At 63.4% G+C, this 15,366-nt stretch carries 13 protein-coding genes and 3 pseudogenes; 8 read left to right on the top strand and 8 right to left on the bottom strand.

Features of this window, described 5'->3' with window-relative positions; genetic code table 11:
- Positions 1–20: 20 nt before the first annotated feature.
- The 3 genes and pseudogenes from ABH922_RS08900 to ABH922_RS08890 form a co-directional block, all read left to right on the top strand.
- Positions 21–1,676, top strand: coding sequence for an ABC-F family ATP-binding cassette domain-containing protein (locus tag ABH922_RS08900; RefSeq protein WP_424806567.1), 1,656 nt, complete (start codon positions 21–23; stop codon positions 1,674–1,676).
- On the top strand, positions 1,673–2,389 hold the full coding sequence (locus tag ABH922_RS08895; RefSeq protein ID WP_424806566.1) for an MFS transporter: 717 nt from the start codon (positions 1,673–1,675) through the stop codon (positions 2,387–2,389). Before ABH922_RS08900 ends, ABH922_RS08895 begins: the two co-directional genes overlap by 4 nt.
- Before the next feature lie 21 nt (positions 2,390–2,410).
- Positions 2,411–2,747, top strand: a pseudogene (locus ABH922_RS08890) (transposase); the annotation flags it as partial.
- Positions 2,748–2,902: 155 nt separating this feature from the next.
- On the opposite strand, the pseudogene ABH922_RS08885 reads toward ABH922_RS08890, so the two are convergent.
- The 5 genes and pseudogenes from ABH922_RS08885 to ABH922_RS08865 all read right to left on the bottom strand — a co-directional run.
- Positions 2,903–5,685: pseudogene (locus ABH922_RS08885) on the bottom strand ((Fe-S)-binding protein); the annotation flags it as partial.
- Positions 5,686–5,702: 17 nt separating this feature from the next.
- The gene (locus ABH922_RS08880) at positions 5,703–6,341 is read right to left on the bottom strand and encodes a TetR/AcrR family transcriptional regulator (RefSeq protein WP_424806565.1); all 639 of its coding nucleotides are present in this window, start codon (positions 6,339–6,341) and stop codon (positions 5,703–5,705) included.
- Between the two features lie 196 nt (positions 6,342–6,537).
- Positions 6,538–6,933 carry a hypothetical protein gene (locus tag ABH922_RS08875; RefSeq protein ID WP_424806564.1) on the bottom strand — a complete coding sequence of 132 codons (396 nt, stop codon included), beginning with the start codon at positions 6,931–6,933 and terminating at the stop codon, positions 6,538–6,540.
- A 45-nt stretch (positions 6,934–6,978) separates the two neighbouring features.
- Complete coding sequence (locus ABH922_RS08870; protein WP_424806563.1) at positions 6,979–7,230, bottom strand: hypothetical protein; 252 nt, start codon at positions 7,228–7,230, stop codon at positions 6,979–6,981.
- 114 nt (positions 7,231–7,344) lie between these two features.
- Positions 7,345–7,491, bottom strand: a complete 147-nt coding sequence (locus ABH922_RS08865; protein ID WP_424806562.1) for a hypothetical protein — start codon at positions 7,489–7,491, stop codon at positions 7,345–7,347.
- Between ABH922_RS08865 and ABH922_RS08860 the strand changes: the two genes are divergently transcribed.
- Complete coding sequence (locus tag ABH922_RS08860; RefSeq protein ID WP_424806561.1) at positions 7,490–7,981, top strand: hypothetical protein; 492 nt, start codon at positions 7,490–7,492, stop codon at positions 7,979–7,981. The genes ABH922_RS08865 and ABH922_RS08860 overlap by 2 nt on opposite strands.
- Before the next feature lie 16 nt (positions 7,982–7,997).
- Here the strand turns inward: ABH922_RS08860 and ABH922_RS08855 are convergent, their stop codons facing one another.
- Both ABH922_RS08855 and ABH922_RS08850 read right to left on the bottom strand, forming a co-directional pair.
- Entirely contained in the window at positions 7,998–8,477 is a 480-nt protein-coding gene (locus ABH922_RS08855) for an alpha-isopropylmalate synthase regulatory domain-containing protein (RefSeq protein WP_424806560.1), read from the bottom strand.
- A gap of 178 nt (positions 8,478–8,655) precedes the next feature.
- Positions 8,656–10,041: a GH1 family beta-glucosidase gene (locus tag ABH922_RS08850; RefSeq protein WP_424806559.1), complete on the bottom strand. Its 1,386-nt coding sequence runs from the start codon at positions 10,039–10,041 to the stop codon at positions 8,656–8,658.
- Between the two features lie 94 nt (positions 10,042–10,135).
- On the opposite strand from ABH922_RS08850, the pseudogene ABH922_RS08845 reads away from it, so the two are divergent.
- A pseudogene (locus tag ABH922_RS08845) lies at positions 10,136–11,353 on the top strand (MFS transporter); the annotation flags it as partial.
- A 67-nt stretch (positions 11,354–11,420) separates the two neighbouring features.
- Entirely contained in the window at positions 11,421–11,954 is a 534-nt protein-coding gene (locus ABH922_RS08840) for a GNAT family N-acetyltransferase (protein ID WP_424806558.1), read from the top strand.
- A 1-nt stretch (position 11,955) separates the two neighbouring features.
- On the opposite strand, the gene zapE is transcribed toward ABH922_RS08840, so the two are convergent.
- Complete coding sequence (gene zapE / locus ABH922_RS08835; protein ID WP_424806557.1) at positions 11,956–12,972, bottom strand: cell division protein ZapE; 1,017 nt, start codon at positions 12,970–12,972, stop codon at positions 11,956–11,958.
- Positions 12,973–13,006: 34 nt separating this feature from the next.
- Between zapE and ABH922_RS08830 the strand changes: the two genes are divergently transcribed.
- Positions 13,007–13,765, top strand: a complete 759-nt coding sequence (locus ABH922_RS08830) for a pyrimidine reductase family protein (RefSeq protein WP_424806556.1) — start codon at positions 13,007–13,009, stop codon at positions 13,763–13,765.
- Positions 13,766–13,784: 19 nt separating this feature from the next.
- Positions 13,785–15,329: an alpha/beta hydrolase gene (locus ABH922_RS08825; protein ID WP_424806555.1), complete on the top strand. Its 1,545-nt coding sequence runs from the start codon at positions 13,785–13,787 to the stop codon at positions 15,327–15,329.
- The last annotated feature ends 37 nt before the right edge of the window (positions 15,330–15,366 follow it).

Raw genomic sequence — 15,366 nt, 5'->3', positions numbered from 1 at the left:
CGTCCTCTCGAAGGATTCGAATGCTCACCCCAACGAACGCTCAGCCAACGCATCAACGCGCCCAGCTCATTGCCTCAGACGTATCTGTGATGCGCGGGGCGAACCCCGTCCTGAACCACGTCGACCTCGTCGTCACTCCCACCTCGCGTATTGCCATCGTGGGAGAGAATGGACGCGGGAAATCCACCCTCCTACACGTGCTCGACGAAACCCTCACCCCGGACTCCGGCACGGTGCAGCGCATCGGCACACTCGGCGTCGCGGAGCAGGAGATGCCTGCACACGACGATCGAACAGTCGGCCAAGCCGTCGCGGAGGCGATCGCCGAACCACTCAAGGCGCTTGCGGCACTCGATGCGGCCATGCTTGCTTTGTCCGACGGGAACTTTGACGATGCTCAGCGATACGCAGCCGCGTTGGAATCCGCTGAAGCGCTGGGTGCGTGGGATGCCGAGCGGCGAGTGAAGATCGCCCTGGCAGCACTCGACGCGGAAACCGACCCGGAGCGGTTGCTCCGCAGCCTCTCGGTCGGACAGCGGTACCGCGTACGACTGGCATGCCTTCTGGGGTCACACGAGGACTTCCTGCTTCTCGACGAGCCCACGAACCACCTCGACCGCAGCGGTCTCGACTTTCTGAGTGCGCAGCTCCGAGCGCGCAGCGGAGGCGTGGTCGTGGTCACCCACGACCGCACACTGCTCTCCGATATTGCGGAGACCATCGTGGACCTCGACCCCTCGCCGGATGGTCGAATCCGACTGTACGGCAACGGTTACACCGGATATCGCGAGGGTCGCATCGCTGAGCGTGCGCTCTGGGAGCAGGAGTACGACCGTCAACAAGCCGAGCATGCCCGACTGAAGGACAGTCTCAGCACGGCCCAGAATCGCCTGCAGTCCGGGTGGCGACCGGAGAAGGGAACGAACAAGCACGGACGCGCGACCCGCGCAGGCGGGCTCGTGCAGAGCGTTCATCGCCGACAGGAGCAGCTCGAAGCGCACGCGGTGACGGTGCCGGAACCCCCGCAACATTTCAGATTTCCTGAACTCCTACCGAATACCGGTTCCGTGTTGTTGAGTGCGGATCAGATCACCGTTGCCGAACGCATGATCCGCGAAGTGTCCTTTGCCCTCTCTCGCGGCGACCGGCTCGTGGTGACCGGTCCCAACGGGGCGGGGAAATCGACGCTACTGCGCGTGCTCGCCGGCGAACTGCACCCCAGTACGGGCTTCGTGCGGAGGCCGCCGGGCATCCGTCTCGGATTCCTGCGCCAAGAGACCGATCTGCCGTTGCACCGGCGGGCTAGTGAGGCTTACTCCGCGCACCTCGACGCACTCATCACGGCTGGGACGCTCGAGCCGTCCGATGCAATCGGGCTCTCGCAGCTCGGCCTTCTTCGTGCGCGTGAATCGAGCAAGCAGATCGGTGAACTGTCGATGGGACAGCAACGCCGTCTCGACCTGGCGATGGTACTTGCGACCAAACCGCACGTACTGCTCCTCGACGAGCCGACCAACCACCTTTCGGTCGCCCTCGTAGACGAACTCACAGACGCTCTGGCCGCAACCCGCGCCGCGGTCATTCTCTCCACCCACGACCGCCAACTTCTCCGCGACGTAAGCAGCTGGCCGCCAATGCAACTGACCGCAACAACGGTGAGAGAGGCATCGGTATGAGCAGCAACAACGCCGATGCACTGCGAGCACTAGCTCCGCTGCGTACGCGCGACTATCGACTCCTCTTCGCTGCCGTCGGAATCGAAGTCTTCGGGACCGGCATGTGGACGATCGTCATGGTGTTCCAGGTCCTCGCACTCGACGACAGCCCTCTAGCACTCTCTGCTGTGGCGACGGGGCTCAGCCTGGGACTGTTCGCGTTCTCGATATTCGGCGGCGTAGTCGCTGACCGATTCTCCAAACGCCTCATCATCACCGTCCAGGGATGCACGGCGGCCGTGATGGCGGTAGTCGCGGTGCTGTCGCTCAGCGGGGCCATCGAGCTGTGGCACGTCGCCGTCGCATCGTTCGCGATGGGTGCCGGCAGCGCTTTCTTCTACCCCGCATACAGCGCCTACTTGCCACAGGTGCTCCCGCCCGAACAGCTCCTCGCAGCGAACGGCCTCGAAGGGGCCCTGCGCCCATCGTTGGGACAGGGTCTCGGACCCGCGCTAGGCGGAATTGTTGTCGGTGCGTTCTTTCCTGCAATCGGCGCGGTCATAGTCGCGGCGTCGTACGCAATCGCGTTCGTCATCACCCTTTTCCTCAGTCGAAGAGAGGAAACCGGGCAGATGTCGACGGAAGAACGAACCAACGTGTGGGGTGACCTCACAGCAGGCGTCCGCTACGTGGTGCACACACGATGGCTATTGTGGACATTGCTTTTCGGGTAATTACTCGCATTGGCGGAACTCCACGACGTCACTCAACTGATTCCGCTCGTGGAGAAGATGCCACGGATTCGAGGCCGGCCACGGAATCGGCCCCGCCGGTTGTTCGCCGACCGAAGTACGATTACGACGAGTACAGGAACCTGTTGCGTGAAAAGGGATCACACCGATGATCGCCCGCCGGGGTGCCGTGCATGGCTCCGGGCTCGGCAAGGTACGGCGGATCGTCGAGCGGACCTTCGCTAGGTTGCATCAATTCAAGCGCCTACGAACACGTTCCGGTACGAGCGGACCTGAGCGGGGTCTGCTCGTACTCGCGCACAGCATCATCTGTTTGAGACGACTGCGGAAATCATTCTGAAACCGTCAGCAAGCATGAACATCATCCAATTGACGTGTCGGAGGGTATGTTTACTCGACCTCACTGGGCATAGTGGCCGCATGAACCACCTCAGTTATCGCGCCTCGTCTCCCTCGACCTCTACTTCCGCAAGTTGTAGCGTTGCGACACCTCCAGGCAGCCTCTACTGCCGGCGCCTTCACCCCACCCTTCATCTGGCGGACCTGCCGCCGGGAGCTTTTGCGCCCGACTTGAATCCGAGCCCGCTGGCCTTGGCAACTGGCGCAGCCTCGAGTGCCTCGGCAGCAGGGGCGGCGGGAGCCTCAGCAGCAGGGACCGGTGCTGCACATGCAGCTTCAGCAGCCTTTGCACCCCGAGTCTTTTTCCCACTCTTCACCTGCAAACCCTTGCCGGGAGCCTTGGCGCCAGACGCCAGGCCGAGTCCCTTGGGCTTGGCGGGTGCGGCCTGGGCAGCGGCTTCGCGTGCAGCAGTTTCAGGAGCGGGAGCCGCTGCCGGTGCTTTCGTGCCCGGTGCTTTGGCGCCGCCTGCCATGCCGAGGCCCTTGCCGCCCGGTGCTTTCGCGCCGGGGGCTTTGGCGAGTCCCTTCATGGCCAGGCCCTTACCTGCCGGGGCCTCTGCTGCCGGGGCAGGAGTGGCCGGAGCCTCGTCGACTACTTCCTCGACGATCTGCGCGACCTCCGCCGCGACGGGTGCCTTTTCCCGCGGGATCACCTTGATGTTCTCGGTGAGCTGGGCGGGATCGAGGCGGGTGACGGACTCGAGCATCATCTGCGCGACGTCCACGACCTCGACGCCTTCACCCTGGCCCGATTCCTGACGTGCAGTGACACCGTCGGTGAGCATGACCCGGCAGAACGGGCAACCGGTGGCGATCTTCTTCGGATTGGTCGAGAGCGCTTCGTCGACACGATCGACGTTGATGCGCTTGCCGATGTTCTCTTCCATCCACATCCGGGCGCCACCGGCACCACAGCACATGGAGCGTTCACCGTGACGCGGCATTTCCTTGAGCGTGGCGCCCGAGGCCTCCATCAGCTCACGTGGCGCGTCGTACACCTTGTTGTGCCGGCCCAGGAAGCACGGATCGTGGTACGTGACGTCTTCGGAGACCGACGCGACCGGGATCAGTTTCTTCTGCCGGACCAGACGGTTGAGCAGCTGGGTGTGGTGCACGACCTCGTAGTCGCCGCCCACTTCCGGGTATTCGTTACCGAGGGCGTTGAAGCAGTGCGCACACGTGACGACGATCTTGCGCTTGCGCTGCTCGATGCCCTCGAACACGGAGTTGAGCATCTCGATGTTCTGCATCGCCAACTGCTGGAACAAGAACTCGTTGCCCGCGCGGCGAGCGGAATCGCCGGTGCAGGTTTCGTCGGCACCGAGCACCATGAACTTGACCCCGGCGGTGGCGAGGAGTTCGGCGACGGCCTTGGTGGTCTTCTTCGCGCGGTCTTCGTAGGCGCCGGCGCAGCCGACCCAGAACAAGTACTCGTAGTCCTCGAAGGTATCGGCGTCCTGCCCGAAGACCGGGATCTCGAAGTCCATTTCGTTGATCCAGTTGAGGCGGTCCTTGGAGTTCTGACCCCAGGGGTTGCCCTTGTTCTCGAGGTTCTTGAACAACCCGGCCAGCTCGGACGGGAAGTCGGATTCGATCAACACCTGATAGCGGCGCATGTCGATGATGTGATCGACATGCTCGATGTCGACGGGGCACTGCTCGACGCAGGCACCGCAGTTGGTGCAACTCCACAGGGTTTCGGCGTCGATGACCGGTGCCTGCTCTCCGGCGGCGACCAGTTCGGCGGTCTCCCCGACCAGCTTACGATCGGCTTCCAGCCGTGCCGCCTCGGGAATGGCTGCGAGGGCGGCTTCCTTGACATTGCCGTCGGCGTCGACGAGACCGATCTCGTCACCGCCCATGTCCTTGCGCCCACCGGCGAGCAGATACGGGGCTTTGGCGTAGCCGTGATCACGCAGCGACATGATCAGCAGTTTCGGCGAGAGCGGCTTGCCGGTGTTCCAGGCCGGGCACTGGGACTGGCAGCGTCCGCACTCGGTGCAGGTGGTGAAGTCGAGCCAACCCTTCCAGGAGAAGTCCTCGATGTTTCCGGCACCGAACGTGTCGGTGTCGGGGTCGGCTTCTTCCATCACGATGGGCTTGCCCTTGCTCATCATGGGCTTGGCGGCGCCCAACGCGACACCGCCGTCGTCTTCACGTTTGAAGTAGATGTTGAAGAACGCCGAGAACCGGTGCCACGCCACACCCCACGTGATGTTGCGACCCACCACCACCACCCACACCAGTGCCGCCATGAGTTTGAAGAAGGCGAAGACCGACACCAGTGTTGCACTGGCGGGCAAGAGATTTGCGAGGTGCATGCTGACGAAGTCGCTGGTTGCATGGTGTTCACCGGTGTATGCCAGTACCAGTGCTTTCGCACCCAGCATGCTGATGCCCTCGACAAGAACGATGGTTTCGACGAAGTAGGCAGCGGTGAAGTTGGAGCCGCCGAAACGCGACAGCCGTGCAGGCAGACGCGGGTGATTGAGCTGACGGATTGTGATCAACGTCAGAGCACCAATGATCGTGCCTAAGGCCAAAAGCTCGTCAAAGAGGTGATAGACGAGTGTGTTTCCGACCCACGGCCAGGTGAAGGTGGGGCTGAAGATCTGCCCCTGGGCTTGGAAGACGGTGACGAAGCCGATCATGAACCCAATCATGATCAACCAGTGAGCCCAGCCGACAGTTCGGAACTTCACCATGCGGGTGTGGGCGGCGAATTCTTTGACCATAGTGGCCAGACGCGGTAGGAATGGCCAGAACCGGTCCGGTGCCGGTTGCCCCAACCGGATCGTGCGCACGATAGAGCGCACTGCCAGTACGAATCCGGTCCAGGCGAAGAGGCCGACCGAGACGGATACGATGCCCAATGTCATCGACACGGCTTGTGTGCTCACGCAATTCCCCCGTGGTGTCGGGCGCCGTCTCCAGTGCCGTGTGATTGCGATGGCGGAGTGTCGGCTGCACGTCCGTCGTCGTGTGAAACCGTGTCAACGGCGCCCGGCTGGGACAACAGCCATGCCATCGTCTTGTCCAAAACCTTTTCTCCGGTGGTGATTTCGGCGAATTGCAGGCCAGCGAGCATGGCGACGAACTCGCGCGCCGTGAACCCGATTCCTGATCCAGGTCCAGCCGATTCGGTCAGAGCCACAAATCCTGCCGATTCGGCCAAAGCCGCAAACCGTGACCGATTCTCGTCCAAAACTTCGGCCACCTGAGGTGACCGCACCGCCTCGATCATCAACTCGAAGCGAACCAACGTCTGAGCGAGCCCGTCGCCCGACCATTGCCTGAAAACACTTGGCGCTGCCGCATGGTCTCCCGCCGTCGCTGCCAGATCGCCTAACTCGAGGTCCGCCATTCGTTGCACCACCCCTGCAATCAACTCCGCCCGCGTACGAAAACAGTTCGACGTCGAACCTGGTGGCAGGCCCGCCTCTTTGTCGACCGCACGAAACGTCAAGCCCCGCAACCCTGCTACAGCGATGACGCGGATCGCCGCGTCCGCAAGCACTTGCATCCGCTCACTCATACTACAAATGTAGTGAATAACTACATTTGTAGTCAAATTGGTTTATCCTCAGACGGTGATGTTCGTGTGCTTTGACGTAGAGCTGAAAAAGCGAAAGCCTTGTCCAAACCATTTACTGCATCGGCAACCACTGATTGATAGACAGAGTAATTTTGATAGGAGAACCCAATCAATTCCCGAACTTGACATTACTTAATCAGCCAGGGAACGATTCAGCAATAATACTTTCGCCGAGCGGGCACTCGCCTCTGAAAAATGCAGCCTCCTTCTGAAACAGCCTCACCGACCGACCGGTGCGATCTGCATGTCCCGAATGACAGTCATCATCTTCTTGGACATTGCAACCACCGCCGGCATCCGGCGGATACAGACGGTGAACCGTTCGATCAACACCGACCGCCCGGTCTTGAGGAGATCGACCCCTCACACGGAACTCCGACAATCGTTCCGGCGGCAACGCGTCGGTCGTCTCGAAATGCCGGCTGTACTCGATACCCGAGATCACATCGGTGAAGAATGCCTTCCAACACCGCCGATACGTCTTTCGGGCCGCGAAACGGATGCGGCGATGCCGGTGTCCGAAGTTCGACATTCGGCGCAAGCATCGCAGCGATGTCCTGGCGCTTCGTCCGTGCCGCTACCCGGCGAAGCGACGGGAGATGTCCCGTCGATCAATCGTCGAGGCAGGTGGAACTCGAAACCGGTCGACTCGAGAATTGATCAAGGCGGCAAACCGTTCCGCAATCATCCGATGCCCGGCCGAGTTCGACTTCAGCCCGTCGGTGTGCCACAACTCGCACCGTTGATCGTCGGCGACCATAGGCAAGCAGATCGCTCCCTGGCGCGTGGACACCTCGCCGATGACGACGTTTGCGGCGGCAATGTCCATATCGAGACGCTCGACCGAGTTGCGGGCAGCGCAAGTTGCTTCGACACATCCGCCAGTGCCGCCGTCAATACCAATCCGGCGGTCCGCGACAGTTGATCGACGACGACGTTCGGATCACGGCGAAAGGCGTCCGCGGAGAACGTCGCGCCGATGGCGGCGGGAATGTTCGGCAGCAAGTTCCTGCTCACCCAGTTCCTGCAGACGGTTCTTCACTACTCCGCTCTCGAGGCCGGAGTCCGGACCCTCCCCCTGGACCGCCATGCCGGTCCTGATCTCACCGTTCACCGGAACTCTCGTCAATCACTTCGGTGCACGCGCGATACTCTCGACCGCCCTTGCCCTGCAGGCCATCGGGATCGTCCTGCTCGCCCTCGCCCTGTCCGAGCAGGTTACCTACTCCGAAGTGGTACCCGGACTGGTGTTCGCCGGAGTCGGAATGGGCCTGTTCTTCGCCCCGATCACACGAACCGCACTGACAACGGCGGCCGAGCGTTACTCGGGAATAGTGTCCGGAGTGGCCAGTTCGATGCGGCAATCGGGAACTGTCCTCGGGATCGCAGTCCTGAGCGCGGTGTTCTCCTCGGCTGGATCGATGACCTCGTTCGCCGCATTCGTCGACGGCGCGAGCCGCGACCTACGTCGGCGCAGCCCTCCTCGTAGCCAGTTGCGCTTTCACGTTGTCGATTCCGCGTACCCGGGTCCGCGCACCGGATGCTGCGGCCGGCGTCCGGTGCGCGGACGGGTGGGGTGATGCGGTTACGCCCGTGCTAGTTCTCGAAACGGTTGGCAGCCGACGTCATGGCGCGCAGCGACGACTCCGTGGGCGACCCCGCGATTCCCATTGCCCACAGCCGCCGGCCGTCGCTTTCGGCGAGGATGAACGTCGCCGTGCGACGACCGATCTGCTGCTGGTGAAAAGACAGGATCTCCAAGGAGATTCCCGCCTCGTACAGCATCGACGTCATGGCAGCGATCGGGCCGGTAGTAGTGGCCGACATCTTCTGAATGCGCTCCCCCAGGCCGAGTGTCGCCTCGAAGGTCCACCGACCAGGCGCTGTTTTCTCGATCGACCAGGCCCCCAGGCGGATCGGTCCGCTCATCGCCGAATAAGTGGATTCGAACTGGTTCCAGGACATCGCGGCACATTCGGCGCGCAGTGCGGCCGGCAGGGACTGCCCGTGACGAGCACTGAACGGGTCCGAAGCCGTGGATGCAGAAGAAGAGGCGAAGGCGAAGTTGTACGTCATGATTGTGGTCTTCCCGAGATGAGAATGGGGGACCAACACGTAGCAAGACGACCCGCAGCGAGGGGTCGGTCCGAATCAGACCCCGCTACGGCGGCTTACTACGAGAATTCGCTTCATGAAGAACGAGGCTAAACGCCTCGGATCGATAACGCAACCCGAGATGGAACGTATGTGCCGGTCAGACTCGCGCGGCCCGATGCTTCGCGATCAGTGCGCGATACCATTCGAACGACGCCTTCGGGGTTCGCTCCTGCGTCTGGAAGTCGACATGAACAAGACCGAAGCGTTCCTTGTATCCGGCCGCCCACTCGAAGTTGTCCAGCAGTGACCAGACGAAGTATCCACGGACGTCGACGCCGTCGTCCATCGCCGATCTCACGGCTCGCAGATGAGCGTCGTGGTAGTCGATCCTGGCCCTGTCGACGAACTCCCCGAACTCGTCGGGAAGGTCGTGCCAGGAACTTCCACTCTCGGTGATGTAGATCGGCGGCAGTGCCGCACCGAATCGCGTCTTGAACGTTCGCAGAATCTCCCCTAACGCTTCCGGAACCACGGGCCATCCGAAATCCGTTGTGGGATAACCGGTCATCGGAACCGGAGCGAACGGAAGCCCCGGCGGAAGATCCACCTCGAGCACACCCGCCGTGCCCTGACCCTCGACCGGTGCGGCAATGACGGTGGGCTCGTAGTAGTTGATGCCGTACCAGTCGAGCGGCGTGCTGATGATCTTCAGGTCGGCGTCGAGCGGTCCGCTCACGAGTTGGGCGAGCTCCTCGGCCGGATACTTGCCGAGTAGAATCGGGTCGGCGAACATCCAGTTGACCACGTGATCGTAGACATCCGCGGCCAGGACGTCCGCCGGTGAATCCGAAGCGGCATGGACCGGAGCGTGATTCGACGCGATACCGATGTTGTCGCAGCCGGCCGACCGCAGTGCCTGAACTGCGAGACCGTGCCCGAGCAGTTGATGATGCGCGGCCTGGAAGGCCTCGAATCCGAGTGCGAGACCTGGGGCATGGACCCCCAGCGCATACCCGTAGAGGGTGTGCACCACCGGTTCGTTGATCGGCATCCACATTCCGACGCGGTCGCCCAGCCGCTCACCCACTACCTGGGCATACTCCCCGAGTCGGTACGCGGTATCGCGGTTCATCCAGCCGCCCTGGTCCTGCAGTGCCGACGGCAGATCCCAGTGAAAGAGCGTCACGGCGGGGGAAATTCCGACGGCGCAGAGGCGATCGAGAAGCCGCTCGTAGAAATCCACGCCTTCGGGATTCACCGGGCCCGATCCGGTGGGCAGAATTCGAGACCACGACAGCGAAAGACGATACGAATCGAGACCGAGGCGGGCCATGAGGTCGACGTCGGCGGGCCATCGGTGATAGTGATCGGCGGCGACCCGGCCGGTCTCACCACCGGCAATCATCGCCGGGCGATCACAGAACTCGTCCCAGATCGACGGTCCACGACCGCCTTCGGCCACGGCGCCCTCGATCTGATAAGCCGAGGTTGCCGTACCCCAGACGAACGAAGGTGGGAACAACGGTGTTGGCTGCCTACTCATGACGGCCAGTACATCAAAGAACGATGCGAAATAGTCGCATTTGTTGGACACTCGACCAATAACGTGATTCCGACCCGATCGGCGGACTCGCCCCACAAGACAAAGGCCCAGCTTGATGACGGATCTCCCCCGCACCCTGTCCCGGGCGCGAATGGCCACCTCGGTGGCTTTCGGTCTCCAGGGCTTCCTTCTCGCGACGATCTTGACGCAGTTGCCCATGTTCAGAGATCTGTTCGACCTCGATGACGGCTTGCTGACGGTGGCCGTCGTCGCGGTGTCCGTGATCGCCGGACTCGGCAGCATTCTCGCGGAGAAGCTCGCAGTCCGAACATCGAGCAAGTTCACCCTCCGCACCGGATTGACCCTCATCGCCGTTCTGGGCGCTTGTCTCGGGCTGGCGCCCAACGCGGCGCTGTTCCTGATCCTTCTCGCCGTCTACGGCATCGGGGTGGGAATCGTCGACGCCGCCGCCAACATGCAGGCGGTGTCGATCCAGCACGCCAAGGGCACATTCATCCTGTCCTCGTTCCACGCATCCTGGAGTGTCGGCGCGATCGTCGGCGCCGGATTCGTCACGGCCACTTCCGGACTCGACATCTGGGAGCGAGCACCTCAAGTGTGCGCAGGGCTCATCGCCGCCGTGGCACTGGCGATCGTCGGACCGAAGCTACTCGACCGCGCCGCAGCACCCGCCTCCGGCACCACCGTCGCCGGCGCACCGATGCTCACCGTTCCGATCCGGGCATTCATGTTGCTCGGGCTGGCAATGGCACTGTTCTACGCCGTCGACTTCAGCCTCGGTACCTGGTCCACTCTGTACGTCGAGAACGTTCTGCTCTCCGATGCCGGAACTGCCGCATTGTCGGTGGTCCTGTATCAGGCGGCTGCCCTGACAGCACGTCTGACCGGCGACTTCTGGGTGGGTAAATTCGGTGAAACCATGGTCGTCCGGGTCGGTGCACTGATCGGGGTCACCGGCATGGTCGTCGTCGTGGCCGCCCAATCCCCGATCACGGCGCTGCTCGGGTTCCTGATCGTCGGACTCGGGTTGCCGGTGATCGCGCCCATCTGCTTCAGTGCAGCCGGGCGCATGGCGCCTACCGGGCAGGTCGACGCCGTTATCGCGCGTACCAATCTGTTCAACTACGTCGGCACCGTCATGGGCGCCGGATTTGTAGGATTGTTGGCGACATTCACGAACCTCAGAATCGGCTTCCTCGTTCCTCTCGCCTTCTGTGTGGTCCTCGTGGCGTTGGCGCCGGTATTCGCGCCGCGCCGAGTGAACACCGCCACCTCCGACAGCGCCTCATGACAACATCGATCACGGTCAGTGGTGTACTGATTTTCTCGACGCACTCACTCGAAGGGAACACCACACCGTGACCATCACCGTTGACCGAGCCGGACTATGGGACTCGGAGGCACTTGCCGACGTTGCCGCGGCCACGTTCCCGCTGGCATGCCCGCCCGGCTCGTCGCCGGAAGACATCAGCGCTTTCATCGAGAACGTGCTGTCCGTGGACAAGTTCGCCGAATACCTCGCCGATCCCACCCGCACGGTACTCAAGGTCGTGCGAGACGGGTCGATTCTCGGATACTCGATGCTCGTCGACGGTGAACCCGCCGATCCGGACGTTCGAGCAGCACTGACGCTGCATCCCGCCACGGAACTGAGCAAGCTGTACGTTCTGCCCGAAGGCCACGGAACCGGTGCCGCCGCATCGTTGATGGACGCCGTCGTCGAGCACGCCCGCCACGCCGGTAGTGCCGGAATCTGGCTCGGGGTCAACCAGGAGAACCTGCGCGCCCAGAAGTTCTACGGCAAGAGCGGCTTCACCCGCGTCGGAACCAAAACCTTCACGGTGGGAACCGAGCTCCACCACGATTTCGTGATGGAGCGGCCCGTCCGTTGATCTAGCGTGCCGCTACCTCGAAACGCGACAGAGCGAGCAGGCGCGAGGTAGCGCGCAGGTACTTCTTCTTGTAACCGCCGGACAGCATCTCCGGCGTGAAGATCTCGTCGAGACGCGCGCCGGAAACGGTCACCGGAATGCTGGCGTCGTACAGGCGGTCCGCGAGAACCACGATGCGCAGCGCGACCGACTGGTCCGTTGCGGGATGAACACCGTCGATGAACACCGCTCGCACACCCTCGACCAGCTTGTTGTAGCGCGACGGGTGGAGCGTGCTGAGGTGCTTGCACAGCTCGTCGAAGTTGTCGAGAGTCGCACCCTTGACGGCCTCCGCCCGCACGAGCAACTCTTCCGACGTGACGGGCTCCGGTGCGGGCGGCAGATCGCGGTGACGGTAGTCGGGTCCGTCGACACGAATCGTCTCGAAGATGGATCCGAGCTTCTTGATCTCACGCAGGAAGTCCTGCGCGGCGAAACGTCCCTCTCCGAGCTGACCAGGCAGCGTGTTCGACGTCGCGACGATGGACACGCCGCGCGCCGACAGCTCCGAGAGCAGACGTGAGACCAGCATCGTGTCGCCCGGGTCGTCGAGTTCGAATTCGTCGATGCACAGGACGCTGTGCTCGGACAGCGCCTCGACGGCCTGGTTGAAGCCGAGAGCGCCGACGACGTGCGTCAGTTCCACGAACGTTCCGAACGCCTTGGGCGACGGCACGCTGTGGAAGATGGATGCCAACAGGTGAGTCTTACCGACACCGAAGCCGCCGTCGAGGTACAGACCCGCGCCGCTGGCCTGAGTCTTCTTCCCGAACAGCCCACGACGTCCACCACTGCGGATCTTGGTCACCCGCTTGGAGAATTCCTCGGCCTTGGCGACGGCAGCAGCCTGGCTGGGCTCGTTGGGATCGGGAATGTACGAAGCGAAGCTCACCTCGTCGAACATCGCGGGCGGCACCATCTGCGCTACCAATTGGTCTGCGGGTACCACCGGGCTTCGATCGACAAGACGTTCAGGCATTGACCCAGGGTATCTACGTGGTGTGATCTCTTACGTGCAGCGTACCGATAATGCGACCTACTTCACACCCGACCGACGCGACGACCTACGAGCGTTGTACGACTACCCGGCGGACCTCGACAAACCGTGGATCCGCGTGAATTTCGTATCGGGCATCGACGGCGCCGTCACGATCGACGGAGTCAGCGGCGGATTGGGCACCGGCGCCGACCGCGCGGTGTACACATTGCTACGAGAGCTCTGCGACGTCGTCGTCGTCGGGGCAGGCACCGCCAGATCCGAGAACTACGGCGGGGTGTCACTCGACGAAACGGCCCGCGTCCGACGGGTGAGCGCAGGGCTGTCACCGACCCCGCCGATCATGGTGGTGTCCGCAGGCGGGCACGTCGACCCGAGCAGTCGACTATTCACGGAAACCGTTGTGGCACCGATACTTCTGGTCGGTTCCGACGCCGACCCAGGGGCTCTCGATCGGCTTCGGTCCGCCGGTGCCGACATCACGAGCACCGAGACGACGAACGTCACCAGCGCCGACATCGAACGCGCCCTCGCCGCCCGTGGACTCCGCCGGGTGCTGTGCGAAGGTGGGCCGTCACTGTTCGGGCAACTGATCTCCGACGACGTCGTGGACGAGCTCTGCCTGACCACTTCGCCACTACTCGTCGGCGGCAGCAGCGGCCGGATAGCGCACTCCCCGACCGCAGCTCCGACTCCGATGTATCCGGCACACGTCCTCACCGATTCCGACGGGACCGTCGTGGTGCGTTGGGTTCGGCGGCGACCACGCCGGTGAACCTGGCACTCTGGTCGACATGCGCAGAGTTGCTTTGATGGCCGCCGTCCTGGCGACGTGTTGTGCGTGCGGCGCCGGCCCGTCCCTCCGGCCGGCGGTCGCGGTGCAGGGCCACACCGACGGTGTGCCCGGTCGAGTCCAGAGCAGCCCCACAGGGGACGCGCCCGTCGCTCCCGGTGTCCCCGGTAACGAGTTGGGGTGGCGCGATTGCAGCGGGACGTCACTGGCAGACCGGGCGACGGCAGCTGCCGCCAACGGCGTCGTCGTCGAGTGCGCCGAGTTCACCGCACCCGTCGACACGTCCGGGGCGGTCGACGGGACGTTCACAGTGGGAGCCACCCGTGCCCGGCTGGCCTCGACTCCGGCGAACGCCTATCCGGTCGTCTTCACCTCCGGCACGGATCGTTCGTCGGGTAACGCTCTGACCATGCTCGCCGCATCCGGACTGTCGACGATGCTGGCCGCGCACCCGGTTGTCGCACTGGATCGACGCGGCGTCGACCGCTCGACCGCCATCGACTGCATCCCAGCAGATGTTCGGCGCGGAATCGACGACGCCGGTCAATTCGCCGCCGGAAGTGAAGCCGAAGCCGTCTCGGCGTTCGGGCTCCAGGCAACCATCGCGTGTACCGACTACCTGGATCCGCAACAGCTCCAGTTCGGTGCGGACTCGGCGGCCCAGGACGTCGACGCGTTGCGCACCCGCTGGGGAGTCGACACGATCGCACTGTGGTCCTCGGGATCCGGTTCGGACATTGCTCTGAGCTACGCCGCCGTGCGTCCGGAAGCTGTGGCGCGGTTGATCCTCGACTCACCTGCCCCGATCGCCACCGATGCCGCCACCGAAGCGGAAAGTCGTGTGCAAGGCGAGGAGGCCGCGGTCAAGGCTTTCACCCAGCGCTGCGCTGCCCTGGCGTGTTCACTGGGACCTGATCCGGACACCGCCGTCGCCGCTCTCGTCACCCGCGCCCGGAACGGCGAGTTTCGACCGTTCTCCGCGGCCGCACTCACCACTGCGATATCGGCAAGCCTGTGGGCGCCCACCGGCAACCGCGAACAGGACACTCGCTCGCTCGCCGACGACCTCGCCGCCCTGCAATCGGGAAACATCGGGCCGATGCGGGCACGCGCCGACCTCGCGGAACAAGACGTAGACGGTGACGGGCAGTTCATCGGTCGATGCACCGACGGCACCCAGTGGCCGGGACTCGGCCGCATCGGAGAGCTCGTGGACACCTGGAGTTCCACGTATCCGATCTTCGGCCGCGAGGCCGCACTCGGCCTGTCGGCATGCGCCGGTTGGCCGTCTACGGTAACCGCGTCCTTGCCGAGCAGTCTCCGATCTGCCGTTCTGGTGTTGAGCGGTCAGGGCGACCCGGCCGTCGGTATGTCCGGGTTGCCGACGGTCACCGGCGTCGTCGCGAACTCGGGTGTCAGCGTCGCCACTGTCGGTTGGCAGGGAGCCGGGCACCCGGCCATGCAGTCGAATTGCGCTCAGAGCGTGGCGGTGAAGTACCTGGAGGACCTGACCCTACCGAGCGACGGCACCGTATGCCCCGCCTGAGTTGTCCGTATTGGCACCACGGCGGAAAACCCCGGCG

Origin of the sequence: Rhodococcus sp. 27YEA15, from assembly GCF_049739425.1 — a bacterium.
Classification (GTDB): Bacteria; Actinomycetota; Actinomycetes; order Mycobacteriales; family Mycobacteriaceae; genus Rhodococcus_F.
This window is presented reverse-complemented; position numbering and strand designations above follow the sequence as displayed.

What these genes read in the sequence shown, in the direction of transcription:
- ABH922_RS08900 (WP_424806567.1), top strand. Translation starts at nt 21, where the DNA reads ATGCTCACCCCAACGAACGCTCAGCCAACGCATCAACGCGCCCAGCTC.
- ABH922_RS08895 (WP_424806566.1), top strand. Translation starts at nt 1,673, where the DNA reads ATGAGCAGCAACAACGCCGATGCACTGCGAGCACTAGCTCCGCTGCGT.
- ABH922_RS08880 (WP_424806565.1), bottom strand. Translation starts at nt 6,341, where the DNA reads ATGAGTGAGCGGATGCAAGTGCTTGCGGACGCGGCGATCCGCGTCATC.
- ABH922_RS08875 (WP_424806564.1), bottom strand. Translation starts at nt 6,933, where the DNA reads ATGTCGAACTTCGGACACCGGCATCGCCGCATCCGTTTCGCGGCCCGA.
- ABH922_RS08870 (WP_424806563.1), bottom strand. Translation starts at nt 7,230, where the DNA reads ATGGACATTGCCGCCGCAAACGTCGTCATCGGCGAGGTGTCCACGCGC.
- ABH922_RS08860 (WP_424806561.1), top strand. Translation starts at nt 7,490, where the DNA reads ATGCCGGTCCTGATCTCACCGTTCACCGGAACTCTCGTCAATCACTTC.
- ABH922_RS08865 (WP_424806562.1), bottom strand. Translation starts at nt 7,491, where the DNA reads ATGGCGGTCCAGGGGGAGGGTCCGGACTCCGGCCTCGAGAGCGGAGTA.
- ABH922_RS08855 (WP_424806560.1), bottom strand. Translation starts at nt 8,477, where the DNA reads ATGACGTACAACTTCGCCTTCGCCTCTTCTTCTGCATCCACGGCTTCG.
- ABH922_RS08850 (WP_424806559.1), bottom strand. Translation starts at nt 10,041, where the DNA reads ATGAGTAGGCAGCCAACACCGTTGTTCCCACCTTCGTTCGTCTGGGGT.
- zapE (WP_424806557.1), bottom strand. Translation starts at nt 12,972, where the DNA reads ATGCCTGAACGTCTTGTCGATCGAAGCCCGGTGGTACCCGCAGACCAA.
- ABH922_RS08825 (WP_424806555.1), top strand. Translation starts at nt 13,785, where the DNA reads ATGCGCAGAGTTGCTTTGATGGCCGCCGTCCTGGCGACGTGTTGTGCG.